This window comes from Paenibacillus sp. FSL W8-0426 (assembly GCF_037969725.1).
GTDB lineage: Bacteria > Bacillota > Bacilli > Paenibacillales > Paenibacillaceae > Paenibacillus > Paenibacillus hubeiensis.
This window is the reverse complement of sequence record NZ_CP150203.1, coordinates 5544063-5570513: the sequence shown is the minus strand read 5'-3', so window position 1 is coordinate 5570513 and position 26451 is coordinate 5544063. Positions and strand designations below refer to the sequence as shown.

Here is a 26451-nt window from a genome sequence, read left to right as displayed (position 1 = left end):
GACATGAACATTCGTATTTTTGAACATGAGGAAGATTTGAACGCTACCGGGGCCGGACTGATCGCGAGCCTGCTGCAAACGAAGCCGCGAGCCGTGCTGGGACTGGCTACAGGTAGCTCACCGGTCGGCATTTATAAACATTTGATCGCTCTGTACGAGAAAGGGCTGGTGAGCTTCGCCCAGGCGTCCTCCTTCAATTTGGACGAATATGTCGGGCTCCCGAAAAATCATCCGGAGAGTTACCGTCATTTCATGAACGAGCAGTTATTCCATCATATCGACATCGATGCAGAGCGGACGCATGTGCCGAACGGCAGTGCCGCCGATCTGGACGAGGAATGCCAGGCGTATGAGCAAATGCTCGAAGAGCGCGGTCCAGTCGATCTGCAGTTGCTGGGCATCGGGCATAACGGGCACATCGGCTTCAACGAACCGGGCAGCGCATTGACAGGCCGCACCCATGTCGTGGATTTGAAAGAAGAAACGCGCCAGGCCAACGCCCGCTTCTTCGATCATATCGATGAGGTACCGAGGCAGGCCATTACGATGGGTGTGGGCAGCATTTTGAAGGCGAAGCAGATTTTGCTGATCGCGCGCGGCGAGGAAAAGGCGGACATCATCCACGAGGCGTTCATGGGACCGATCACGACGGCGTGCCCGGCTTCTTTGCTGCAATGCCATCCGAACGTGGTGGTGCTGCTGGATCGCGCAGCGGGGAGGTTGGTTAAATGAGTGACACACGAGCACAAGCCCAAGGAACAGCATACGGAAAAGAGAGCGGCAGCCCCATTTACCTTCTGCGCGGCAAAATGGTGCTGCCAGACGGTCTGGCGGAGGACGGCCTCCTCGCCTGGACTGATAGCACAATCCTTTATGCCGGTCGGTCCGAAGGGCTTCCGGCGTCGATCCGCAGCAATGCGGTCACCCTGCCCGTGCCGGAGCAGGGCGTAATCGTGCCCGGGTTCATTGACATTCACGTGCACGGCGGCAATGGCGAAGACTTTATGGACGCCAGTCCGAAGGTGCTGGACAAAATCACGTCGTTCCATGCGACACAAGGCACGACGGCGATGCTGGCGACCACGATGACCGCGCCGAAAGAACGCCTGGATCAGGTGCTGAGCGAAGTGCACAGCTATCGTTCTGGCGAAATGCCGTACGCACAGCTGGAAGGCGTGCACCTGGAGGGACCGTTTTTCAGCCCGAAATGGCCGGGCGCGCAAAATCCGGACCATATCGTGCTGCCCAACGTATCCTGGCTGAAGGACTGGGAAGCGCAATATCCAGGACTGATTCGCCAGGTGACTTTGGCGCCGGAACGCGATGGCGCTCTGGAAGTCATTTCGTGGCTGCGCAGCCGGCACATTACGGCGGCTCTGGGGCACACGGACGCCACGTATGAAGACGTGCAGCGCGCCGTGCAGGCAGGCCTGCATCATGCGGTGCACACCTTCAACGCGATGACGCCGCTGCATCACCGCAATCCCGGGGCGGCCGGAGCCGTGCTGAGCGATCCGCGCATCAGCGCCGAGGTGATCGCCGACGGCATCCATGTGCACCCGGCGGCGATTTCCGTCCTGGCGCAGCTGAAGCAGGCTGCCGATCAGCTCGTGCTGATCACCGATGCGATGTCCGCCGCCGGGCTGGACGACGGCGAATACAAAATCGGCGATCTGCCGGTCATCGTCAAGGAGGGCGTGGCCCGCCTGAAAGAAGGCGGGGCCTTGGCCGGCAGCACCCTGACCATGGTGCGCGGATTCCGCTATCTCGTGCAGGAGGTCGGCCTTGACCTGAATGCCGCTTCACGCGCGGCAAGCCTGACGCCCGCACGGCTGCTGGGCATCGATTATCGCACAGGTTCATTCGCGCCGGGCAAACAGGCAGATATCGTGCTGCTGAATGAGGCATTGGAAATCGAGGGCGTCTGGGTGAAAGGGAAGAGGCTTTCTCGCATCTCAATATGAGGAGCATTGGGCTTAGTATCCGTCGTTTTATGAATTCATTCACACTGAGAGTTTGATTCTATATGTCAGTTAATAAAAGAGGAACAAGCGTTGATCGGCAATAAGTGGCATGTGCCGTAACACTTGTTTCTTTTTGATACATATGACGAGTCCGGCCCATAAATAAAACATTAAATTTTCCGATAAATAAAGTATCAATGACAGTTTATTTAGCAGACTGTTAATAGAAATTGATTAATATTAAACGGAGAGTGAGATATGCAAAAGCTAGAGGATTTTTTGTATGACTTTATTGGAATTTTTATTCCAGGATTTGTATTGGCAGCTCTATTAACCGGAACGACTATTTTTTTTCTGAGAATCGAGGATTTCAATTGGATCTATCAACTGATTGTGTCACAGGCGACATTGATTAGCCAGCCAAGCTATCCATTAATCCAATTCATTTTTAAACACAACGTAATTATGTATTTGCTTTTGCTGGTCATTTGTTACGTTCTTGGTTCATTATTATCTCATTGGTCAGCGAGGCATATCAAGTTTAAAGATGCAAAGTTCAGGAAACAAACCAAAAATAAAGTGGTATATGATGAGAATGTACATATTCTTTCGGAAGTTGAAAAAGAGCTTGTAGAGAGGTACAACATCAAAAATGAAGTCTTTAAAGATGAGAGCACCGATGCTGAAAGTATAAAAAGGAATAATTGGATCATCTATTTCAGGTGGGCCAACTCGTTATCAGGAACAGAAGATCGAACTAATCTGCAAATTCTACTATCAAAAATGATTATGATTCGCTCTCTCTTTTTAGCAAGTTTGCTTGTAATGGTTTATGGTACTATTTTGATTTTTGTTTCATCCGATTGGGTGATTCGGTTGTTCTTGTTTGTCCATATCGTCGTATTTTGGGTGTTGTCACGTTTTTTTGAGAAAGAGTTTTACGCCAAAAAAGTGATCCTAAGCAATGCATCCGTAATTATGTTACATAAGCTGTTCGTGGACAAGAAAAAGCCAGATATTACAGCCTAGCGTTACGGTAATTATTTCAAATAGAAAAGAAGAAGAGGAGAATCAGAGATGTCCACAAATGAAACGAAGCAGGTACAGGATGTAGAGGTGTTTATCGGTGCAAGAAATCTGAAGGATCAAATTGGCTTGATCATGCCCACATATGACCTAATGCTTGAGCATATTGAAACTATTCGGCAAGCCGCAACGAAGACCAAAGTGAAAGAGAATTGTGATGATACAGAGATTGAACTTGAATACAGTAGAGAGATTAATAACACCATAGGGGTTTTCGGAGCAAGGGGAACGGGAAAATCTTCGGCAATCCATACGGTAAGAGCTTATCTAAATGATAGGGTAAGACGAGATTTGAATGTTATTTTACCTATTATTGAGCCTGATAATTTTGGACAAAACACAAAAATCATGGGCTCGATTATTGGATTATTAGAGCAGAAAGTAAACAAGTTACTCAACAAGATCGAGAAGAAGACAACGCGTGAAGATAAGGAGGAGAAACTATCTGAGTTTTTTAACAACTGTGTGTATAGACAGAATAATCCATTGCGAAGCAAGATGAATGAATTAATTGAGTATCATTTATACACGGAGAGCGAATATAGGACGTTGTTAACACAAAATTATGCCGACTTAGCTACACATATCAGAAAATCATCCAGAATGCTGATCCCGGATATCGAATTTAAGCGAAAGTTACATATGCTCGTGAATGAGCTGATCAAAACGCAAAAAGCTTTTGGTAGCTCTAAATTGGACGAGGAGATTCTTATCTTTATCTTCATCGATGATATTGATCTCAAGACAATCAAAACAAGAGAGTTAATTGAATCCATTTTGCAATACGCTAACCATCCTAACATTGTTACCGTGCTGTCGGGTGATTATGACATATTCGCTGAGTCGTTGACTACAGCCTTGTTGCAGGATGAGAACTTGCAACAGAGCAACTTACGTCCTGGCATGCGCTTTAGGGATGGAGGTTTAGAAAGTCTTGAAGGGCGAGAGCTTAGCCAAGAAGAGGAGGAGCGAAATCCAACGATTTTACAACGAAAATGGAACTTGTCCCATGAATACTTGAAAAAATTGATTCCTCCTGCTCGTCGTCATCAGTTGGTGAACTGGAATAACAATACCATTCCGCTATTTTCATTTGGTGATCTGAAATTTATGACTCAGTTAAGTCAATTAATGGGGGACGACAGTCTGTTTTCTTATGAAGTTCAATTCTCGGAAGGTAAACAATCTGTAGAACGTCCTATTAAAAGCAGCTATGTTATTTTTGACAAGAAACCAAGAGGTCTTGTGAATGTTTATTATCACGTGCATCAAATTAATAAACTCAAAGCGAGCGCCGAATATCAGCAATTACCGACCGCAGAACAGCAACAAAAACTATTTCAGTCCGTTAAGGCTCTCATCGATACGATTATTATGTCTTCTACTCATTTGGCGGCCAAACAACGTGAATTTATGGATCAGATCTTTCGGTGGGGAGATCAGGCTCAGAGTACATTTATCGAATATGGGAAAGTACAGTCGGATAATAGATTGCCTGTTCTAATATTGGGCGAGTTAATTCGCTCTTTATTAGAGGATGTTCGTTACTCCGAATCTGAATATCAAACAATGAAGCAACAAGTTTTTGAAGAAATGGGCAAACATAAGGCAGATGTCCCTATATCAGACCAAAACATAAACAGGTATCAAGGGTATTATTTGTATTATGTTGTACTGGGCATTACTGCGCATAGCAAATTGCAGTCAGGTTTTCTTTTACTTGATGAACTTTTCTCTCAAAATGCTCAAAATGAAGAGGATATCTACTATACGAAACAAGCATTTTCTCCAAAGGCCATCGAAAAAGAACGAATTGTATTTATGTCCATTGTCCACGTAATGCGTCAGAATAAAACCCTGATCAGTGATTTGTTTAGCAAAGGATATTATGAGGAGAATATGGACGTGAAGCGGAGTTTGAATTTTTTGCAAGAACTCAGCTCTACTTCATCACAATTTGACTTCGTTGAGAAGCTCTTTCACGAGCTTATTTCAGGAGAAGAGCAAATTGTAAAATTAGTGGAAGAATTAAAAAAGGTGCCATTATGTTCAATTGATAATGAGGTATACCATACAATTATTGTTAATACATTGTCGAAGATTATGTTAACCGATAGTCTTAAAGAAAATTTTACATCCAACAAGGATTATCGTGCTCTTCAGAAAATCAATCAGAGCAAGGATGGGGAAAAGTATAGTAGTAAAACGGTTGGACAGTTGTTGCAAAGAATATACAAAAAGATAAAGGGGTATTTAGCAACACAATTAGTCAACTCAGAAATAGACAGCTTGCGTCTTTCTCCGAAATTCTATCGCGGATATGATGCATTTATGAACGAGGTGAGAGATGGAGAGAACACAATATATAGAAGAGTAAGAGGTGTAGTAGGCAGGATTACGCAGTATCGACACAAAGATAAATTAAGTATAGATGATTACAAGGAAATTTTCTCTGAGGTAAAAAAATTATCACAGAATAGTTATGTATGGTTTGGTCGTGTAGAAGCAACACATTTTTTAGCGACGTTAAAGAATGAAGTTTCTTTTGATCTGGACGTTTTGTTTACAGAAAGCTCGGAGTACCCGTACCCACACTTAATCAGAGAGATTTCCTTTTATCTACAAGAGGCCAATCCTGCGATTCAACAAGACCAACAATATCAGGAAGCAAAGAGGCTTATGCGTAAGGAGCTTGAACAAGCGTTAGAAGCGGTGAAGTACGGGGTCTCCCAAGAATTGGAGCAGCTTGGACAATCCTTAGAAGACATAGAACCATCTGGAGATGAGTATGATCAGGAAAATTAACCTTCTCTTGCATGTAGCGTTGTTCCCCTTTAAAGACTTGGCATTTTATATGCAGAGTGGGAACCCTGTACTGAAACTTGCAGAAGTTACGCCCGTTAATTCCGGTTTAATTGAAGGCCAAGTGATTGCAAAGCAAAGAAAGAAATTATCTCATATTTTACATAGAAATATCTTGTTAAAATGTTCACCAGACAGCCTTGATGAAATCAATCTGATGCTCGAAATATTTTATCCGTTTTTTGTATCTTCGAATCATGCATGGAATCAAAGTATATATAAACACTATTTAGGCATCATGGAATCTTTTGCGAAGGCCTTTATTTCACACCGTGATGGAGAGATTGTGTTCAAATACTGGAAAAATGGCCGTAATGAAAGTGAAAGCAACAAATATGATCGATTTTGGTCTGAGTATAAAGAATTGGATAAGGTTCATTTCTTTCATACACTTAGTCGACTGATGCCGATGGATCTTTTTGTCGCAATTCACTACTCTATGAATGGAATTACGGATCCCGAGCAATTGAACGGAGTCTACCAGCATATTAACCTCGCAGATGCATCATTACATGATGTGATGCAGCGAGGGGTTGCCGAGAATCACATTCATGCTTCTGCTGCTTTTAATTTCTCTCATTTATGGCAATTAGTTATGAATAACGCGGAGGCTGAGCATTTCCTGACATGTTTTGAAACAAACCATTTGGCGGAATCAAGCCAAGTTTATTGTTACATTCTGGTTGCCCGAATTCTAAGGCTTGTTATGGGGAAATATTTATCGGAGCTTGAGCAGGTACCTCATCTTCCCAATCTAGTTAGTTGGCTTGCCCAAATACTTGATTCAGAAAAGTCCACCTTTGTGATAACTATATTGACGGATCAGTCCATTGCAGATTATGATGCCTCTGATCTTCTGGCCGTATTGGATGAATTGAAACAGAACTTTGGTTTAGATGATGGAGATCGTAGACATGATATCATGTTCTCTGTGTTTCCATCATCATCCCATATTAAAACGTATGCAGAGAATTTGTTTTTGCATAAGGCGATGATTTATAAAAAGACAGCCTATCATCAACCTGATCAATTTCAATCCTTTTTTTCAGTGTTTTTCAAGTATATTTCTATTAAAAACGAATTCTATCAGCAAATTACACAATCGACTTCAATCAAAGGATTGGATTTCTTTAGGCCCTACTTCAGTAGGGCCACCCGAGGAATACGTAAGAATCAGGATGATTATTACACCCATCTGCTTAGAACGTTGTTTCAAAATTCATACTTGAACAAGGCAGAGATCCGTATTCCCATTCATGATCAGGAACATCGGATTAAGCAAGAGGTCGTAAGAATTCTCGGAGCGTATAAAAACATACTGGAAAAAGACTATGGAATTCGAAGTAATACAAATACTATCTTTCCTAGAATAGGCATCGTATATCATCTTTTGAAAAGAGATGACGACACGGACAAGTGTTGGAGTAGCTATGAAGGTGACAATGAAACGACGATCAGGCATCTATATTATGGTAGGATACAACAAGCCTATTTAAATCAGATTCATTTGATGACTAATTTGCGAAAAAGGATCCCATATCTTTCTAACTTTATTGTTGGTCTTGATGCCGCTAGTTTGGAGAATAGCACCCCGGTTCAGGTATTTGCACCCGTTTTTGAAAAAGCGAGGAACAGTGATCACGACTCTATTCGAGTGATTGATCGGGATGGATATGTTCTGAAAGATCAGAGCCTGTTTTTCACATTTCATGCAGGAGAGGATTTTAGACATATCAATTCAGGCTTGAGACGGATGGATGAGGTGATTGATTATTGCAAACTTCATTCTGGAGACCGAATAGGTCACGGTATTGCTTTGGGAGTTGATATATGCAATTGGGTTCAACAGAACAAGGTAGTCATTTTGCCAAGAGGAGAATACCTGGATAATATGTTATGGATCTGGGGGGTCTATAGTAAAATGTCGCACCTTGATTCGAAAACATTTATTTATCTCGAACAGAAGATTCTGGCGCTGGCTGAGGATATTTTTCAAGTCACTACGGGTTTAACTGTTCGGCTCCTGTACGAGGTGTACCAGAAAAGGTTTAATCACATCGGTGATTCTGTATTGAAAGCTATGCAACGTGTCCAATATGATACTAAGATGGTACATCAATCCGCACAATGTGTTCGTGAAATGCATACTGTCCGTACATGGGACAAAGACCAGTTGTTACTGGCATATCACTGTAGAGGTTATCTGCGTTTAATGCGAGAGCCTGTCCATATGAATACAACAGGGGTTGAGGAAGTTATGGCACAGGATATGCAAAAATACCTCATTGAGAAAATTTCAAGACAAGGAATCGTGATTGAAGTTAATCCTTCTTCAAACGAAGCCATTGGAGAAATTGATTCAATCTTTGGTAATCAGTTGTTTAAACTGCAAACACCTACGAATCATGAATTATCTAATATTCAGGTGAACATCAATTCTGATGATCCGATGGTGTTTAATACGAATGTAAGTAACGAAATTGCGTATCTGTACTATGGTATGCTGGAGCGTGGTATAGGCAGAGAGGCAGCGTTGAGTTGGATTGAAAAGTTGAGGAAATCTGGTGTGAATACATCGTTTATTCGCGGCAATGTAAGTAATGAAGAATACATCAGAATGCTTGATTCTGTAATAGCAGCATTGGATGATCCTAGTTATTGTTAGAAGCTTATAAAGGACTCCTGTATGATAACCATGTTTTTATGCTACAATAAGTGCAAAAAAACGGGATCAACTGGATCGCGGAAAACATGGAGGCACGACAATGGAACGAAACGCGATGCTCGGATCGGACCCATTCATCGCGAAGCTTACGGAGAAGCTGCACGTGCACGGGTATTACGCCTTTTACGGCGAGCATTACAGGGAAGCGGACATGGAACATTACCGCAGGCATTTGTTTGCAAAATTCAGCCATATCGTGTGGGTTGAACTGGATGCGCGCAAAAAGTACATGATCGTGGACCATCGCGGCCGGAATGCGGTATTGAAGCTGATTGACGGCATGCTGAACACCCGCCGGACGCTGCGGGCCAATCAGGCGATGAACGGGGACAGCACGGAACAGGTGCAGCGGGATATAGACCATCTGAAACAGCTGACCCATCAGTTGAATTTTACGGTTTTTCGAACATAAGTCGGTATGTGTTACAGAAAAAACGGAACTCCCTTACCACAAACAGCGCAAGTTAAACCATCTAGAATGGAATGCGTGTGCTGTCCCCAGTAAGGGAGTTTTTTCGTGGTGTAGGAACGTGTGAAGTTTCTGGAGCGTTTATTTTGCCGCGGGCGATAATCTCACTTCGAGATGGAGAATCGTCAATCGACGTGTTCCCTGACGAAAATAAATTAACGAGTGACGTGAATCGGCAATGAAGTCAACATCTGTCCCGCCGCGGACGGGCTTAGGTGATCTTCGAATTTATAACCTGCAACAGGCTCGATTTTTGAGTAATGGTCCATGAACAGTCCGATGCCCAGGTTGGCTTCCAGCCTTGCCAGCGGAGCTCCGAGACAGAAGTGCGGGCCATTGCCAAAGGTCAGATGCTGTTTGTTGTTGGCCCGGTGGATATCCAGCGTGAACGGATTGGCGAATACGGCTTCATCCATGTTGGCAGCGCTCATCCAGGCGACGACGACGTCGCCTTTTTTGACGGGCACGCCGAGCAGCTCGTTGTCCTGTTTTACGGTCCGGTCCATCTTGGCGATATGGAAGCGGTAACGCAGCATCTCCTCGACCGTATTGGGCAGCAGTCCCCGCTGGGCCCGTACCTCGCCATAGATCTCGGGCTTATCGTACAGGAAAGCGTAGAACGTATTGGCGAGCAAGTGGCTGGTCGTTTCAATCCCGGCTCCGAGGATGAACATCGTCATGCGTACGATTTCGTCGTCGGTGAGACGTTCTCCGTCCACCTCGGCCTGAATCAGATCGGAAATGATATCGTCGGTCAGATGGGTTCTTTTGTGCATGACATGGGGCAGAAGATAGCTGTAATAGGCAGTAGCCGCATTGCGTTTGCGTTCGTTGACTTCTTCCGCGTGATCTTGCGGCAAAGGCAGGAACAGGTCATAAACCCACTGCTGGAAGAGCAAGCGGTCAGTGGATGGCACGCCGAGCAGATCGGCAATGACGATCGTTGGCAGCGCGCTGGTGAAATCTTTGACCACATCGATGGTCGGCGCATCCTGCATGTCCTTCAGCAGCCCGTCTACGATTTGGCGAATGCGCGGCTCCCACAGCTTCAGGCTGCGCGGCGTAAACGCGGCAGATAGCAGGGCACGGCTCTTGCGGTGCTCCGGCGGATCGGTCATGAAATCGATTCGGCCCGCATGCTTGCCTTCATCGTTGTCGGCGCCAGCGCTGATCGTGGTGCGTTCCCTGACGCTGGAGAAGTGCTCGTAGTCGCTCAGCACCCGTTTCACGTCTGCATAGCGAAATACGTTCCAGGTTCGGGTCACTTCATGGTAACTGACCGGTTCATGCTCCAGCTTTTGCTTGTACCATTCATAAGGACTGAATTCTTCCACAGGCGAACGAAATTGCGTAATGGCTTCCAAGGAGATAATTTCATGATTCATGCACGAGTCCTCCCCATCCTTTGGATAATGAAAAGCATAAGTAATTGTGTGTTAGTTTAACATATGTTATTTTAACATATCAATAAATGGAATAACACATCCCTGCGACCCATGTTGCTGGAATGTCATTCTTTTCCCGGGGATTAACCGATTGAACGAAACGGCGCTAATTGATAATCTGATACTAAAACATGTACTCCAAGGCAAATCACACGACGAGAGGTACGAAAACTATGTACATAGAGCTGCTAATATTGATTCAGATCGAGAAAGGTCCGCGGCACGGCTACGAAATCAAAAAACAAATCCAGCACGACATCGGTTACCTGACGGACATCAACCACAACATGCTGTATCCGACGCTGCGGCGTTTTGCGGAAGAGGGGCTGGTGACCAAACGATTGAACGAGCAGGCCGGAAGGCCTAATCAAACCATCTATGAATTGACGAAATTGGGCGAAAAAAAGATTACGGAACTGGTCAATCGCTTTTCCGAAAAGGAGGCCAAAAGCCAGGTGGAATTCCTGATCCGGGTATCCCTGTTCCACCACATTACCGCCGAGAATCGGCTGCGCATCCTTTCTCTGAGGCGGCAGCAGCTCGATACGCTTGAAGCGGATCTGCTGCAAAGGCAAGAGCAGCGCGAGCCGGACACGTTTCGCGAAGAAGTGCTTAACTTGTCCCTGGCCCAGATCACGGGCGAGAAAACGTGGATCGACCAGTTGATGGGACAGGTTAAAGGGGAATAGGGGACTGGTCAAGGTGCGCTAAAGTAGCAGTACGTGCTGGGTTCCCCAATAAAGTGATGCAAGATAACGTACCTTGGGGAGCTGTGGAGAGTGCAAAAAGACGGGAGGCAAGCGGAGCCGGGGAAGTAAATTCTAACGAACATCAGAACGCTTATTTGGCTGAAAATAGCTGTCCAGAAATGTTAACGAACCTCAGCATCGTTATTTTGCCGAAATTGGCTCCGAACGAGCTGATGTGGTACGAATAACGTGTCTGATGTTCGTTACATTTGGAATACACCGTCTGTCGAGCCAATAAGATGTGTCAGATTCGTAAGAGTTTAAGCGATACGGGGCAACACGCCCTGCCCTTGGTAGCGTACAGCAACTTCAACCTATAAGTCGGGGGTCACCGTCCGTATCCCAGGGTCAAATCCCATTCTTCATACAGAGGTGCAGGCTCGCCATGCAAGCATGGAATCGGCCATAAACAGTAACCAACCCATCAAATTAATAACAATCGAACCATATCAAGGACAAATCGTTTGCTTACAGGCTTTTCAGGAATTGCACGATGGTGAGCAGCCCTTTATCGAAGTTCTCCAGGTTGAAGTGCTCGTTCGGGGCATGCAGGTTTTCGTCCGGCAAGCCGAAGCCCATCATGACGGCCGGAACGCCCAGCACGCGGGACAGCTTCTCGACGATCGGGATGGAGCCGCCGTCCTTCGTGAACAACGCGCGCACACCGTAGACTTGCTCGTAGGCGTCTGCCGCTTTTTGCAGGATCGGATTGGAAGGATCGGTATTAAATGCAAAAGCGCGTTCGATTTGCTTCACTTGAATCGTTGCGCCAGGCTGCACATGTGCGTGCAGGTGGGCTTCGATGCGGTCCAGCACATGCTGCGGGTCCTGATCGGCCACGAGACGGCACGTGATTTTGGCATGGGCTTCCTTTGGAATGACGGTTTTGGTGCCTTCCCCCTGGAAGCCGCCCCAAACGCCGTTCAGCTCCAAGGTCGGACGCGCTCCGACCCGCTCCACGAAGGAATAGCCTTCTTCGCCGTACAATTGTTCCAGTCCCAGGTCCTGGCGAAGCTGCTCTTCGTTGAAGCCTTGCTTCACGAATTCTTCTCTCATCTCGGCAGACAATGGCAGCACGCCATCGTAGAATCCGTCGACGCTCACGCGGCCTTGCTCGTCATGCAGCGAAGCGAGCAGCGATACGAGCGCATGCAGCGCATTTGGCACGCCGCCGCCGAAGCTGCCGGAATGCAGGTCCGTGTTGGCCGTGTACAGATCGACTTCGAGCGAACACAAGCCGCGCAGGCCCGTGGAGATGGCCGGTTTTCCTTTTTCCAGCAACGACGTATCGGAGATCAGCACCATGTCTGCGCGCAGCTTCTCCGTGTTGTCGTTCAAATAAATCGGCAAATTCGGGCTGGAGATTTCCTCCTCGCCCTCGATGCAGAATTTCACGTTGACGGGCAGCTCTTTGTTTTCGGCGAGCAAGGCTTCAACCGCTTTAATATGTAAGAAAATTTGGCCTTTATCGTCAGTTGCCCCGCGAGCATACAGTTTGCCGTCGCGCACTGTCGGTTCGAACGGAGGCGTCTCCCACAGATTCAGCGGATCGACCGGCTGTACGTCATAGTGACCGTAAATCAGAGCCGTCGGTTTGCCTGGGGCATGCAAATGGTCGGCGTACACGATCGGGTGTCCAGCGGTCTGAATGATTTCCACATTTTCCATGCCTGCGCGCGTGAGCGCATCCGCTGCCCATTTCGCGGCACGTTGTACATCCTCTTTATACGTGGAAATGGCAGAAATGCTCGGAATGGACAACCATTCGTTCAACTCAGCCAGGTGTTTTTCTCTATTTTCCTGAAAATAAGCTTGTTCTTTCATCGATCAAGAGCCTCCTTCATGTCTGCTTAACTCCATTGTAATCCATTTTGCCCGCGTAATAAAACATCGGTTAAAAAATGTTCGTTTTTGCACCATTTCTTTCGGCTATGGAATGAGCTTATAATACAGGAAAGGGTTTACAATCCATCAAGGTTGATGGGAAAATAAGAAACTACGAAGATACAGGAATACGATTGCGCATGGATCGCATCATACCCTTCCGTCCCTCGGTTCCATGAACGAAAAAAGCAAGGCGGAAAGCCGGAGGGCAGATCATGTTACAAGGGAGATGAGGAACTTCCATGACATGGAGTACATATGCAGACAGGCAGGTGGGGCTCGATGGAACCGATTAGAAGAGCAGGCATGTCCGCCGGACGCTGGCTGCGCACGAACCGTTGGGGATCAGGGCGGCAGCGGGGCCGCTTTTACCGGAACAGCTTAATGTTGATTTTGCTCATTGCCAGCATTCCGGGATTGATTACCGGCGGCGTCATGTATCGGATGGTCGTAGGACAGATGGAGAGTGAATTCAACCGCATGCATCAGAGCCAGATCGAGAACCGGGCCCGCAACGTGGACGACCAATTGGCTTATCTGGAAATGAACCTGTCCCATTGGGCGTTCGAACCTCGGTTCGGGAGTGCTCTGCGCACGTTGGATTTCGTCTATTATTTCAAGGAAACGCAGGAGATCGTGACGACGCTTTACGTCCTTCAGGGTTCCCATCCGCTGATCCAATCCGTGCAGATGTATTTGAGGGAACCGCAGCCGATTTTGTTTAACCACGAATACAACGAATTGAACAATGAAGCAGAGATCCGGGCGTACGACCGCTACCTCTCGATGGGCAACCATGTTTACTGGACCGACTGGACGGCCGGCCAATCCGTCTCCGAATCTGAATCCAAGCCTTCCGGCAGCAGCCTGCTGAATATGGGGAAAGGGGAAGGGCTGGTGCTGGTGCACAAAATACCGGGGGAGAGCGTCAATCCCTTTGGCGCATTGATCATCACGGTGGATAACGATAAAATCGCCAGTTTACTGAAAACGCTTACTCCATATGACGAAGGTTTCACGTTCCTGATGGATGGGGAAGGAAACACGCTGGTCACCGGAAACCCTGGAGCAAGCGAACAGGAGAAGGATTTTGAGCTTCGGCTTAAGGAAGCGTTGGCCGAGCATGCAGACAATCCGTCCTTTCTGTATAAATATGGGGATGAGACCTACTCGGTCTCCTATGGATCGTTGAGCCGGATTGATTCGGATTGGACGTACGTATCGGCCGCGCCGTTATCGTCCGTAACGTCACCGGTCAAGCTGGTATCCAAAATCATCGTGATCGCCAGCGCAGGCAGCTTGCTGCTGGGGCTGCTTCTGTCGTGGTTCGCCTCCCATCGGATCTATTCTCCGGTCGCCAGGATGCTTCATTTGTTGTCGCCGAACAGAAACGAAACGCTTCCCGGCATGGGACTGGACGAATTCGAGCTGCTGGAACAGCAGTGGCATGAACTGACTTCGCAGAGTTTGTCTGCTCACCGCCAACTGCAGGAACAGCTTCCGCATTTGCGCGACAGCTTTGTGCTGCAGTTGGTACAGGGTCACTTGCTTGCCTACAACGAGCAGGATCTGAGACAACGGATGCGTAATCTGGGCTTTGATGTCGAAGCGCATCGCTATTTGCTGATGCAAATGTACTTCACCGGGTACTCCCGGCTGGAGGGCCGGTTCGAAACGAAGGATACCGGACTCGTTACCTTTGCGGCAGTCAATATTATCGAAGAGGTCGCGAGGGAACATTTCACCCAGGTCAGCGTCATGAATTTCCATGATCTGTCGGCAGCGATGCTGGTGGTCACGCCAAACGTGCTGGACGCCAAACAACAAGCCATGGCCTGGGCGCAGGAATTTATAGACGTCATGAACCGCACGCTTAAAATGAACGTGACGCTGATGATCGGCCGGGCGGCAGCAGAGCTCAAGGAGCTGCCGGGCATTTATGTGGAAATGGAGCAAGCCGTCGCTTACCGAAGCGTGGAGGAAGGGAACCAGGTGCTCGATTTGGAGGACGAGCAATGTTTCCGGCGCCGCATGGACGAGGCAACATATCCTCTTGGTCTGGAGCGGGAGATCATTCAGGCGATTCGCATGGGCAAGCAGGACGAGGCGCAGCAAGGGCTTGAACGCTTCATGGCCGAGATTATGCACAGCGGAAGCACCGAATTCCGCCTGCAGCAGATGATGCTGCAGCTTCTCGGAAGCATACAGCATACGATGCTGCAGACCGGGGTAACGCCTTACAGGCTGTTCGAAGGCATCAATATGTATGAGCGTTTATCGGCGATTCGCGAACCGGAACAGATGGCGCAGTGGATGATTCGCGAGGTGATCCGGCCGTATGCAGTGGAAATCGAACAGCGCGCCCAAGAACCGCTGAAGCAGGTCGTTGAGCGTACGATGCGTTATATCGAGGAGAACTATCGCAGCGAACTTTCGCTCGAAAGCTGTGCGGATGCGGAGCAAATGACCGCTTATGCGTTAAGCAAAGCATTCAAACAGGTATCAGGCATGAACTTTATCGATTACCTGACCCGTGTCCGCATGGATGCCGCCAAGAAACTGCTCCGCGAGACCACGATGAAGATTAACGATATCGCAGGCGAGGTGGGGTACCAGCATAGTTATTTCAATCGCATTTTCAAAAAACAGGAAGGCATCACGCCGAGTCAATATCGCGATCAATGGAGTGGCAAATAATCACCGGAATCCGGCTTCACGGATTCCGGTTTTGTTTATCCGCAAAGCTTAGAACTGCTCTCAAAGCAAAGATGTAGCAAGTTGCAAAAATGTGCAATGCATTAAGTCCAAAAAGGTGCAAGCCGCTTTGGAAATGGCGCTATAGCGGGCTTGGTGCGGCCCTGCGGTCCCTTTGCAAAAAATGAAGGTTGCCGGAAAAATACCGGATGTATACTGTGGTTAACAGGCATATTGGTAACGCTTTCAATTGGGAGAGGGGAGAGAGCTATGAGCGGGAAGAATGAGAATGCCGCCGCCGCGATCCAGACCGAAGGCTCCGGGCTGCATACGAAACAGGAGGCGAACTGGAAAAGGCAGATCAGACGCAACAAATGGTTATACGTGCTTGTGCTTCCCGGTTTTTTATACTTCGTCATCTTTAAATATTTGCCCATGTGGGGGATCGTCATTGCTTTTCAGGATTACCAGCCGTTTCTGGGCATTCGCAATTCGGAGTGGGTAGGCTTCGAGAATTTCACGACCTTCTTCTCCAATCCGGATTTTTTCCGGCTGCTTCGCAATACGTTGATCCTTGCCATCTATGATTTGATCTTCTTTTTCCCGGCACCGATCATCATCGCTTTATTGTTGAATGAAATCCGAATGGCCTTTTTCAAAAGAACGATTCAAACGCTGGTCTACGTGCCCCACTTTGTGTCGATGGTCATCATCGCCAGCATCACATATGTATTTCTGACGCCTCAAGGCGGCATTCTGTATGAACTGATCGCCTGGATTACGGGCAAACCGATTGATGTGCTTTCCAGTCCGGACGCCTTCCGTCCGCTCATCATCATTCAGATGATGTGGAAGGAGATGGGGTGGGGCACGATCATCTTCCTCGCGGCACTGGCCGGTGTGGATACTGAACAATATGAAGCTTCTATTGTGGACGGTGCAGGCAGGCTGCGGCGCATGTGGCATGTGACGCTTCCGGCGATCCGCACGACCATCGTCATTTTGCTCATCTTGAGGCTGGGCAACTTTCTGGACACCGGGTTCGAGCAAATCTACCTGATGACCAATTCGCTCAATCGCGATGTGGCGGATGTCTTCGATACTTACGTGTATACCGTCGGGATCACGCAAGGAGCATTCAGTTACAGTACCGCGGTAGGCCTGTTCAAATCGGTCGTCGGCATCATTCTGGTGCTCGGCAGCAACAAGCTTGCCAAAAAATTCGGCCATCCGGGCATTTACTAGCACTAGCCATCACGGTATTGTCCCGGTCCCCGTATTTGTCATGCAGGCTCGGTCTGCACGCAATGTAACCCATTCTTCAAAAGGAGGCACCGCCCATGAACAGCCGTTTGTTCAACAGCCCTGCGGGCAGGGTGTTCGACGTATTCAACTACATCCTGCTCGGCATACTGGGCATCCTGACCGTCCTGCCGTTCCTGTACATTATCGGTAATTCGTTTGCCACCGAGGCTGAAATTACCGAACGAAGCTTTTTCCTGGTCCCCAAGGTGTTCTCGCTTAGCGCGTATGAATACATTTTTTCTTCATCCACCATCTTCCGCAGCATCGGCGTCTCCATCTTCATTACCGTTGCGGGCACGTTGGTGAACCTGTTTTTCACGATGACGATGGCTTATCCGCTGTCGCGCAGCGATTTCTGGGGACGCAATTTGATCATGAACATGGTCATTTTCTCCATGCTGTTCGGGGGCGGCATGATTCCGACCTACCTTGTCATTCGTGGACTTGGACTGCTCGATTCCTACTGGGCCCTGATGCTTCCTGGCGCGATCAGCGCTTTCAACTTGATTGTGGTCAAAAACTTTTTTCAGCAAATGCCGCCTGGGCTGGAGGAAGCGGCCCGGATCGACGGCTGTTCCGATCTTGGGGTATTGTGGCGGATCATCCTGCCTCTATCCAAACCGGTCATTGCCACGTTTGCGCTGTTTTACGCGGTAGGACACTGGAACAACTTTTTCTCGGCATTGCTGTACATTTCGGACAGCAGCAAATGGCCCTTGCAGGTCATGCTGAGACAGATTGTGCTGCTATCGCAGGCCAGCGTGGGCGATATGGCCAACATGGACCCCAATTTCGTCAAACCGCCGGAACAGTCGGTGAAAATGGCGGTCATCGTCGTCGGCACCATTCCGATTTTGCTGGTGTATCCGTTTTTGCAGAAGCATTTTGCCAAAGGTGTCATGTTAGGTTCAATCAAAGGTTAAAGCCAAGGGGGAGAACGTATGGGACAAAAAACGGGTTTGAAAAAGGTGGCGCTTGTAATTTGCGCATCCATGTTATTGGGAACGATTCTGGCGGCGTGCTCGACCGATAAACCGGCCGAAGGCGGGGGAAGCGCTGAGGGCAAGGAGCAGCTGACCATTATGCTGCCGAACTTCGAAGCGGAAAATCCGCCGGAGAACAGCCCTGTCGTGCAAAAGTTAGAGGAGCTGACGGGCGTGGATGTCAATCTGCAGTGGGTGCCGAGCAGCTCGTATGACGACAAATTCAACATTACGCTTGCATCGGGCAAGCTGCCGGACATTATGGTCGTGCTGGGCAAAACGCCGAGTTTCATCAATGCGGCACGGACAGGGGCATTCTGGGAGCTTGGCCCTTACCTGAAGGATTATCCGAACCTGAGCCAAATGAACGAGATCATCACGAACAACGCCTCCATCGACGGCAAAACGTACGGCATTTACCGGGCTCGCCCGCTCGGCCGCAACGGGGTGACCATCCGCAAGGATTGGCTGGAGAATCTCGGACTGAAGGAACCAAAGACGATCGACGAGTTCTACAATGTGCTCAAAGCGTTCACGCATGACGACCCGGACGGCAACGGAAAGGACGATACGTACGGCCTGGTTGCCAGCAAGTTCACCGGTCCGTGGGACAACATGCAGATCTGGTTCGGCGCACCGAACAAATGGGGCGAGGACGAGAGCGGCAAGCTCGTTCCGGCTCACGAAACGCAGGAATACATGGACGCATTGAACTTTTTCCGCAAAATATACAGCGAAGGTTTGGTCAACAAGGACTTTGCCGTCATGGATGCGACCAAGCTGTCCGATCCGTTCGTGAACGGGCAAGCCGGAGTGATGGTCGACGTGGCCGACAATGCCCAGCGCATGGATCAGAAAATATTGGAGAAGGACCCGGCGGCGACCGGACGCGTCGACGTGCTGCAGGCGATGGAGGGGCCGAAGGGGCTTCGCGATATGCCGACGTCGGGATACAACGGCCTCATTGCCGTGTCGAAGAGCAGCGTCAAAACCGAAGAAGATTTGAAAAAAGTACTCACGTTCCTGGATAAATTGAACGACCAGGAGCTGCAGGCGCTATTGTCCAACGGCTTGGAAGGCCAGCAGTACGAGAAAAAAGGAGATTATATCGTTCCGACGACCGATAAGCTCAAGCTGCGCGATCTGCAGGGCTTGAACCAAATTCTGATGTTCGTGCCGGAGGACCGGGCTTTCCGCATCGAGCCGACGCCAGTGCGCGAGAAAGTCATTGAAGTACAGAAAGCCAACGAAGAGATCGTCGTTCCCAATCCGGGCGAACCGTTGATCTCCGATGTGTACGCTCAGAAGGGACCTCAGCTCGACAATATCATTAACGATGCACGCATCAAATACATCGTCGGCCAAATCGACGAGAAGGGCTTCCAGGATGCGGTTGCCTTGTGGAAAAGCAGCGGCGGAGACGAGTACGTGAAGGAAGTCAACGAGCTGTATTCAGCACTGAAGTAGAAATGACATGACGGAGCCCGGCGGCCTTGCGTTCCCTAACGAGGGCAGCCGGGCCGTTTCCCTAGGACGAATCGGACAGAATTGTTGAAAAAACAGGGCAATGAACGCTGATTTCACGTTTCCATCGTTGGGAATTGATGTATAATCAAAGAAAAACAAACGCATTCAAACTTAAACGCACTGAAAAGGCAAGCGGAGATCATTCATGAACATGCGGGGAGGAAGGCGAACATGTGGAACTCGGAGACGTTTCTGAATCCCGAGGCGCAGTACCGGATACACCCTTTCTGGTTTTGGAACGGGGACATGGAGGAAGGGCAAATCCGCAGGCAGATCGCCGAAATGCACAGGCAGGGTGTCGGCGGATTTTTTATCTGCCCGCGTCAGGGCCTGCAGGTTCCTTATCTGTCGGCAGCCTGGTTCGACAAGGTCCGCATCGCGGTTGAGGCTGCAGCGGAGTGCGGCATGCAGGTGTGGCTGTATGACGAGTATCCTTATCCCAGCGGCATGGCCGGAGGGGAAGTGACGCTTGATTATCCCGAGGCGAAGCAGCGCCAACTCGTTCACCATCAGATTGCCGTCCAAGGCGGAGATCATGTGGACAAGGAACTGCCATGGGGACGGATACTGTATGCCCGGGCGATTCCCAAAAATGACGAGGGGCAGAGGATATGGAAGGATGCCCTTGACGTGCGCGGATTCATCGGCAACATTCAGACCGAGCAAGTGTACCAGGAGACCGGCCTGACGTCCTACAACCGCAAACGGTTTTTTACATATCAGACGGCCTTTCGACTGCTGTGGGATGCTCCGCCGGGAGAGTGGGACGTCATCGTTTTTCAGGAACGGGAGATCGACGATTTCAAGTACTACGGCACGTTTGTCGACCCCTGTCACCGGGAGGCGATGTCCCGATTTATCGAACTGACGCATGACCGTTACCGTGAAGCGGTGGGAGAGCGCTTTGAAAGCGTAATCAAGGGCATGTTTACCGACGAAATCGCGCCGCTCGGTGCCATCCCATGGTCGCCGCAGCTCCCCCGACATTTTGCCGAACGCTGCGGTTACAGTCTTACAGGGGCGTTGCCAGCGCTGTTATACGCCGATGTGCCGGGAGCCGAGCGCATTCGCTACGACTATTACCAAACGCTGCATTTGCTGCTGCGGTCCTCATATCATGAGCAAGTGCACGATTGGTGCGAAAAGGCAGGCATTCAATATGCGGCAGAAGTGCCCGGCGTACGCATGACGACCCAATTGTTCAGCCATATGCCGGGAGGCGATTCCGCACACGAGAAAATCGGGCGTTCCCTTTCCTGGATTCTGGAGCGTTACGGCAGAAGGCTGCGCGAGAATCCGAAAATGGTCAGCTCGCTCGCAAGACAGCTCGGACGGGATCGCAACCTGATTGAATGTTTTCACAGCGTCGGCTGGTCAATGACGCTGCAGGACGCCAAATGGATGATCGACCGCATGGCGGCGATGGGCACGAATTTCTATAACTTCCACGCCTTTTTCTATACGATCGGAGGTTTGGCGAAGCACGACGCTCCGCCGTCGCAGTTCCTGCAGAACCCGTATTGGCGGCATTTTCGCCAGTTGGCGGATTATGCGGGACGTCTCGGTTATCTGATGAGCACAGGCACGGCCCATATCCGCATCGCCCTGCTTGATCCGACAACCACGTTTTGGAGCCTGATGGGCAATCCGCTGCACGGTTTCGAATACGGCGGTCAGGACGAGCACGAACGCGCCAAGCTGGAACGGCTTACGAACGATTGGATGCGCATCGGCGTTCATCTGCTGGAGAATCGGCGGGATTATGACCATCTGGATCCGGAACTGCTCGCTGAAGCGGATGTTGCTGACGGCGTAATCCGGATCGGGGTCGCACGTTATGAGGTGCTGATCCTGCCGCCGATGCTGAATCTGGAGGCAGCGGCCTGGGAACAGTTGAAGCGATTCGTAGAGCAGGGCGGAACCGTCGTTTCGGTTGGCTTGCCGCCGCATGTTCCGATTCAGCCCGGCAGCCCGGCAGGTGATGAGGCAGGCCGTTTCTTCGGCGCAACGGAGCTGGCCCAGGAAGAGTATTGGGGCTTGCACGGCGAAGCAGATGCCTACGACACGGAAGCCATGTGGCATCAGGGACAGGGCGATGGAAAAAGTGACGGGGGCGGCGGCAGCAAAGGGAGTTCCTACTTTCTTCCCGCAGGGACCGGAAGCGGAGATGATGCTTCCCTGGAGCTGATCTCCCTGCTGCTTGACCAGGTGCTGCCCGAGGCAGTCAGCTGGAGCATGGAGGAAGAAAGTTCCTCCATGCTGATGCAAACGAGGGAGCTATCCGAAGGCGAGTATATGGTGTTTCTGACCAACCAGGAGGGACAGCGGCTGAAAGGGCAGCTGCATATCGTGCCCGAAAGGCTTTGGCAGGATGCAAAGTCGGTGCCTGAATCGTTGCTGGTTGCCGAACGGCTTGATCTGGAGACAGGTGCCTTGGAAGCGTTGTTTTGTTCCAGACATGGCGCGGAATGGTGCATTTCGCTTGAACTCGCCCCTTATGGTGCCCATGCCATTAAATTGTCGTTGGTGCAAGCGGATACGTCCGAATCCTTGGTGAAAACCGGTGCAGGTAACGAGAAACAGAGAAAAGAGCCGACGCGGATCACGCTGTCTGCAGAAGGGCCTTGGAGCGTGCAGGCCATGCAGTCCAACGTGCTGCGGATAAGCCATTTCCGGTTGACAGCATCCGATGCGCAAGGCGAGTTCATCACCGGAGAGCAGGTCGAGGTCAAGCCGTTTATCGATCAGGCCGCCGGATTGTCCGAGCGCCATCGTTTGCCGCTTCGGTTCGCGCAGGTGTTCGGCACCCCGAAAAAAGCAAGCCTGTCCTATCCGGTAGAGTGCCGCTATCAAACTTCATTCGAATGGGACGCATCATCGTCCGATTGCACGTTGTTTATGGACCGGGCTGCAGTGACGGGCCAGTGGGTCATGGAACTCAATGGACAGGAGATACGTCCCGAGCAGTTCCGCAAGGTCGAAATTACGGATCACGATAATGTAGCCTGCGATATTTCAGCGCTGATCCGGCATGGCCTGAACGAATTGACCGTGACCGTACAGGTAACCAAGGATGAGCATGGCATCGTCGATCCGATTTATTTGCAAGGGCGTTTCGGGGTGGAGTATGGGGCCGGGCCCATTCCATCTTTGGTGCGGGAACCGGATACGGCAGATCGCATAACGCCAGAGCCGCAAGCATTATATCCTCACTATGCCGGGGAAATGAGTTATAGAAAAAGCGTCGAACTGGACCTCGGCGACTTGAAAGAATCCTCATTCGAACTGGAATTTAGCGATTGGAACGTACAGGATGCCGCCGAAGTGAAAGTGAACGGGCACAGTCTTGGCGTGAGATGCTGGTCCCCTTATCAATGGACGGGCGCAGCCGAATGGCTTCGACCAGGGGAGAACGCAATTGAAGTTTGCGTTACGAATACGCTGATCGGCCTGCTTGAAGGCACATATTTTGATCTCGCCAGCCACAGCTTGCGTGAGACGGCGAGGTCTCCACGAGCGGGCGAGTAACACAAAGATGTTTCATCGGCATGGGAGATGTACGCTGCAAATGGAAAGATGGCTGCTGCAAAAGTTTTGGTGGAATTCAATTCTGGGGAGGGCTATTCAATGGTACATCGCATTCAGTTCGATCGCTTTCCGGGCGGCGTGATGAAAGCCGTGACGCTTAGCTATGACGATGGCGTGATTCACGACCGCAGGCTGGTTGACATCTTGAACCGGCATGGGCTGCGGGGCACGTTTAACCTGAACTCGGGCTTGCTCGGCAAAGAAGGGAAAGTCGCCAAGGAAGAAGTGGCAGAGCTATATGCGGGACACGAGGTTGCCGTGCATACGGTGACGCATCCTACGCTGACGTATGTTCCCGATGAAGTGTTGGTCGAAGAAATTACGGAGGATCGCAAGGCGCTTGAACAGCTCGTCGGTTATCCGGTCAGAGGCATGGCGTACCCCAACGGAGGTTATGATCGGGCGCTTAGCACGAAATTGGAGTGGCTCGGCATCGATTATGCCCGCACGGTTCGATCGCATGGGCAGTACACCTTGCCTGAGAGACCGCTGGAATGGCATCCGACTTGCCACCACAGCCACGATCTGGCCGCACAGACGGATCGTTTCATCCGGCATACGAAGACAGGAACGCCGCTGCTGCTGTATGTGTGGGGACATAGTTACGAATTCAACGACAACGACGATTGGGAAATCATCGAAACCTTTGCGGAAACCATCGGCGGACGGGACGACATGTGGTATGCCACCAATCGGGAGGTGCTTGCTTACTGGAAAGCCGTCAAACGTCTCGAATGCTCGGCAGACCGCACGATCGTGCATAATCCGTCAGCCATGTCTGTTTGGTTTACGCTGGACCAGCAAGTGGTCGAAGTGAAGGCAGGGGAGACGCGCAAGTTCGCGGAACAAATCCTGGTTGGGGAAGGGAGCTGACGATCATTCGTTATTTTCATGAAACTGAAGCGATAGCAGGCAAGGTACATGATTCGATTCCGGACATTTTGACGACGGTGGCCCAGCGTTACATTGGCGATCATCCCAAGCATTCCTTTTTATTCAGGGCCTATCATCGTGGAGGATTCCGCCGTTTGGGCGATTACCGTTACGATCTGAATTTGGCCGACAAGTGGGCAGATGCGAAGGTTGGGCAGTACGTGTACGTATGGGGCAAGCTGTGGAGCCAGCAGGGAAACAACGCTGAATACGGGGCTTAACTGCTACAGCCCGGTCACGATGTACGTGAATGGCGAGGAAATTTTCAAATCTGAGCTGCTGCAGGAGCTGTTTCCCGAGAGAAGGACGTCCATTCCGATCCGGGTCAGTGCTGGATGGAACGACGTATTGCTTTGTTTTGTGAAAACGAAGGTCGGTTTCGGCGGCATTTACGGAACAGGTTCGTTCAAAAACGTTCCCTTGCACTTCCTCACGCCAGGGCTTGATCGTGCCGGACAAGAGGGCTGGCTTTACTCCGAGCCGCTGGATGAACCTCTCTCCTCGCTTCCCCGCGACGGCATGAGCGAGGAAGATACCGGTTTGACATGGTATCCTCGCCGTGAATGGAATGCAGAGGAGCTGAATTCGGGTTCATTTGCCCGGATTTTCGGGATGGACCAGCCGGGAGTGGCTTATGCCTGGACGAAGCTGGACGTCACAGAGCCTGGACCGTCGCCCGTGGTGCTGGAAGGTCAGCATACCGGCGCATTGACGTTATATGTTGATGGCAAGCAGGCATACGTCTCATCAGAGAGCGGCACGTATCGGGTGGAGCTGGATCGCCGTTACGGCCCGGCAGATCTCGTCGCCAGGGGCGAATTGAAGCAGGGCGAGAATGACTGGGGATTTACTTTGGAAGAGCCGCAGGGTTGCGGTTGGAGGTTGAGGCCGCCTCATCTGGTCTGCGGATGTTCCGACCCATGGCTGTACACGGGAACTTTTGCTGCCGGAAGCGAGCCGGGACCGGATGAAATCACAGTGACCGACACCGTATTTAACGATGGCGGCAAAGGCGTATACTGGCAGGTGGACCTGCCAGATACCAGCGTGCGGCCGTACTTGGAGAACACGCATTACGGCAAATGGAACTACCCGCTCGGCGTAACGCTGCTTGGGCTGCTGCGCACCGGGCAGGAGCTCGGTCGGAGCGATTACGTGCAGTACGTGCGCGACCATATCGGGCTCAGCACCTCGTTTGATCGCTATGCACTCTGGGACAGGGCCAATTACGGGGCAGCCGGGATCAACAATCAGCTGTCCGCGATCGACAGCCTCGACGATTGCGGCTCGTTCGGTTCTACGCTGCTTGCGGCGATGGAGCTGGGCGAAATACGGGGAGGGCTCGATACGGCTCACCGGATTGCGCGTTATATGACGGACGACCAGGAACGTCTGGAAGACGGGGCCTTTTACCGGGTCCGCGGCAGCGGAGAGATGCGCCAGGAAACGATGTGGTGCGACGATCTGTACATGAGCACACCGTTTCTGATGCGATACGGCCAGTGGGTGGATGATTCTTCGTATTGGGACGATGCGGTCAACCAATTTTTCATGTTCCGCAAGTATCTGTACATCCCGGAGCTGAAGATCATGTCCCACGTCTACGATTTCGTACGCGGCAGCGCCACGGGCATTCCTTGGGGACGCGGGAATGGCTGGGTATTGTTCTCGTTGACGGAACTGTTGTCCATTCTGCCTGAAGAGCACCCTAAACGTGCGGACTTGCTCGATTTCTATCGCGATCTATGCGAAGGTTATCTTGCGCTTCAAGGCAGCAGCGGGCTGTGGCATCAGGTGCTGAACCGTCCGGATTCCTATGAGGAAACCTCTTGCACGTCCATGTTCATTTATGCCTTCGCCCGCGGCATTCGCGAGGGCTGGCTGGAGCAGCCGCAGCCATACTTGGAGGCCGTACGTAAAGGCTGGGAAGGCATGACCCGCCTGTCCATCGACGCAAAAGGCAACGTTTACGGTGTATGCCGCGGCTCGGGTTATTCGTTTACCGCTTTATACTACCGTGATGATCTGGGATGGATCCTGAACGACACCCACGGCATCGGCATCGTGCTGCTGGCCGGGCTAGAGGCTCATAAACTGAACCAGGAGCTTGCAGGGCGCGTATCGTCCGCAGACTCGGATGCCGCGCTGCAACGATAGGGATGAACGTCCGGCAACCCATGCAACCCATGAACTAGACACCTTGGCACAAGTTAAGATTGATAGGTAACCGAAAGCGA

General features: G+C 50.4%; 17 protein-coding genes. 15 read left to right on the top strand and 2 right to left on the bottom strand.

What is annotated here, in order from left to right; translation table 11 throughout:
* The first annotated feature begins 3 nt into the window (after window positions 1-3).
* From nagB to MKY59_RS25100, 6 genes are all read left to right on the top strand, one after another.
* Complete coding sequence (gene nagB, locus MKY59_RS25125; protein ID WP_339274348.1) at window positions 4-732, top strand: glucosamine-6-phosphate deaminase; 729 nt, start codon at window positions 4-6, stop codon at window positions 730-732.
* Entirely contained in the window at window positions 729-1964 is a 1236-nt protein-coding gene (gene nagA / locus MKY59_RS25120) for an N-acetylglucosamine-6-phosphate deacetylase (protein WP_339274346.1), read from the top strand. Before nagB ends, nagA begins: the two co-directional genes overlap by 4 nt.
* Window positions 1965-2222: 258 nt before the next feature.
* On the top strand, window positions 2223-2993 hold the full coding sequence (locus tag MKY59_RS25115; RefSeq protein WP_339274345.1) for a hypothetical protein: 771 nt from the start codon (window positions 2223-2225) through the stop codon (window positions 2991-2993).
* A gap of 48 nt (window positions 2994-3041) precedes the next feature.
* Window positions 3042-5855, top strand: a complete 2814-nt coding sequence (locus tag MKY59_RS25110) for a hypothetical protein (RefSeq protein WP_339274344.1) — start codon at window positions 3042-3044, stop codon at window positions 5853-5855.
* The gene (locus tag MKY59_RS25105; protein ID WP_339274343.1) at window positions 5839-8577 is read left to right on the top strand and encodes a hypothetical protein; all 2739 of its coding nucleotides are present in this window, start codon (window positions 5839-5841) and stop codon (window positions 8575-8577) included. Before MKY59_RS25110 ends, MKY59_RS25105 begins: the two co-directional genes overlap by 17 nt.
* Before the next feature lie 100 nt (window positions 8578-8677).
* Window positions 8678-9049 (top strand): hypothetical protein, encoded by a 372-nt coding sequence (locus tag MKY59_RS25100; RefSeq protein WP_236414473.1) that lies wholly within the window; start codon window positions 8678-8680, stop codon window positions 9047-9049.
* A gap of 212 nt (window positions 9050-9261) precedes the next feature.
* On the opposite strand, the gene MKY59_RS25095 is transcribed toward MKY59_RS25100, so the two are convergent.
* Window positions 9262-10491 (bottom strand): cytochrome P450, encoded by a 1230-nt coding sequence (locus tag MKY59_RS25095; protein WP_339274341.1) that lies wholly within the window; start codon window positions 10489-10491, stop codon window positions 9262-9264.
* A gap of 233 nt (window positions 10492-10724) precedes the next feature.
* On the opposite strand from MKY59_RS25095, the gene MKY59_RS25090 reads away from it, so the two are divergent.
* Window positions 10725-11240, top strand: a complete 516-nt coding sequence (locus tag MKY59_RS25090; protein WP_339274340.1) for a PadR family transcriptional regulator — start codon at window positions 10725-10727, stop codon at window positions 11238-11240.
* 528 nt (window positions 11241-11768) lie between these two features.
* Here MKY59_RS25090 and MKY59_RS25085 read toward each other — a convergent pair.
* Complete coding sequence (locus tag MKY59_RS25085; protein ID WP_339274338.1) at window positions 11769-13124, bottom strand: dipeptidase; 1356 nt, start codon at window positions 13122-13124, stop codon at window positions 11769-11771.
* Between the two features lie 342 nt (window positions 13125-13466).
* Here MKY59_RS25085 and MKY59_RS25080 point away from each other — a divergent pair, with 342 nt between their 5' ends.
* The 8 genes from MKY59_RS25080 to MKY59_RS25045 all read left to right on the top strand — a co-directional run bounded on the left by MKY59_RS25080 (window position 13467) and on the right by MKY59_RS25045 (window position 26371).
* A complete protein-coding gene (locus tag MKY59_RS25080) occupies window positions 13467-15881 on the top strand; it encodes an AraC family transcriptional regulator (RefSeq protein WP_339274336.1) in 2415 nt (804 codons plus the stop codon).
* Between the two features lie 267 nt (window positions 15882-16148).
* Window positions 16149-17123 carry a sugar ABC transporter permease gene (locus tag MKY59_RS25075; RefSeq protein WP_339274335.1) on the top strand — a complete coding sequence of 325 codons (975 nt, stop codon included), beginning with the start codon at window positions 16149-16151 and terminating at the stop codon, window positions 17121-17123.
* A gap of 95 nt (window positions 17124-17218) precedes the next feature.
* A complete protein-coding gene (locus tag MKY59_RS25070) occupies window positions 17219-18106 on the top strand; it encodes a carbohydrate ABC transporter permease (RefSeq protein ID WP_236414467.1) in 888 nt (295 codons plus the stop codon).
* Window positions 18107-18124: 18 nt separating this feature from the next.
* Window positions 18125-19633: an extracellular solute-binding protein gene (locus MKY59_RS25065; RefSeq protein WP_339274334.1), complete on the top strand. Its 1509-nt coding sequence runs from the start codon at window positions 18125-18127 to the stop codon at window positions 19631-19633.
* Between the two features lie 231 nt (window positions 19634-19864).
* Window positions 19865-23221 carry a glycosyl hydrolase gene (locus MKY59_RS25060; RefSeq protein WP_339274333.1) on the top strand — a complete coding sequence of 1119 codons (3357 nt, stop codon included), beginning with the start codon at window positions 19865-19867 and terminating at the stop codon, window positions 23219-23221.
* Window positions 23222-23320: 99 nt separating this feature from the next.
* Window positions 23321-24154 carry a polysaccharide deacetylase family protein gene (locus MKY59_RS25055; protein WP_339274332.1) on the top strand — a complete coding sequence of 278 codons (834 nt, stop codon included), beginning with the start codon at window positions 23321-23323 and terminating at the stop codon, window positions 24152-24154.
* Between the two features lie 77 nt (window positions 24155-24231).
* On the top strand, window positions 24232-24435 hold the full coding sequence (locus MKY59_RS25050; RefSeq protein WP_339274331.1) for a hypothetical protein: 204 nt from the start codon (window positions 24232-24234) through the stop codon (window positions 24433-24435).
* Entirely contained in the window at window positions 24365-26371 is a 2007-nt protein-coding gene (locus tag MKY59_RS25045; protein ID WP_339274329.1) for a glycoside hydrolase family 88 protein, read from the top strand. The genes MKY59_RS25050 and MKY59_RS25045 overlap by 71 nt, the downstream gene beginning before the upstream one ends.
* Window positions 26372-26451 lie beyond the last annotated feature (80 nt).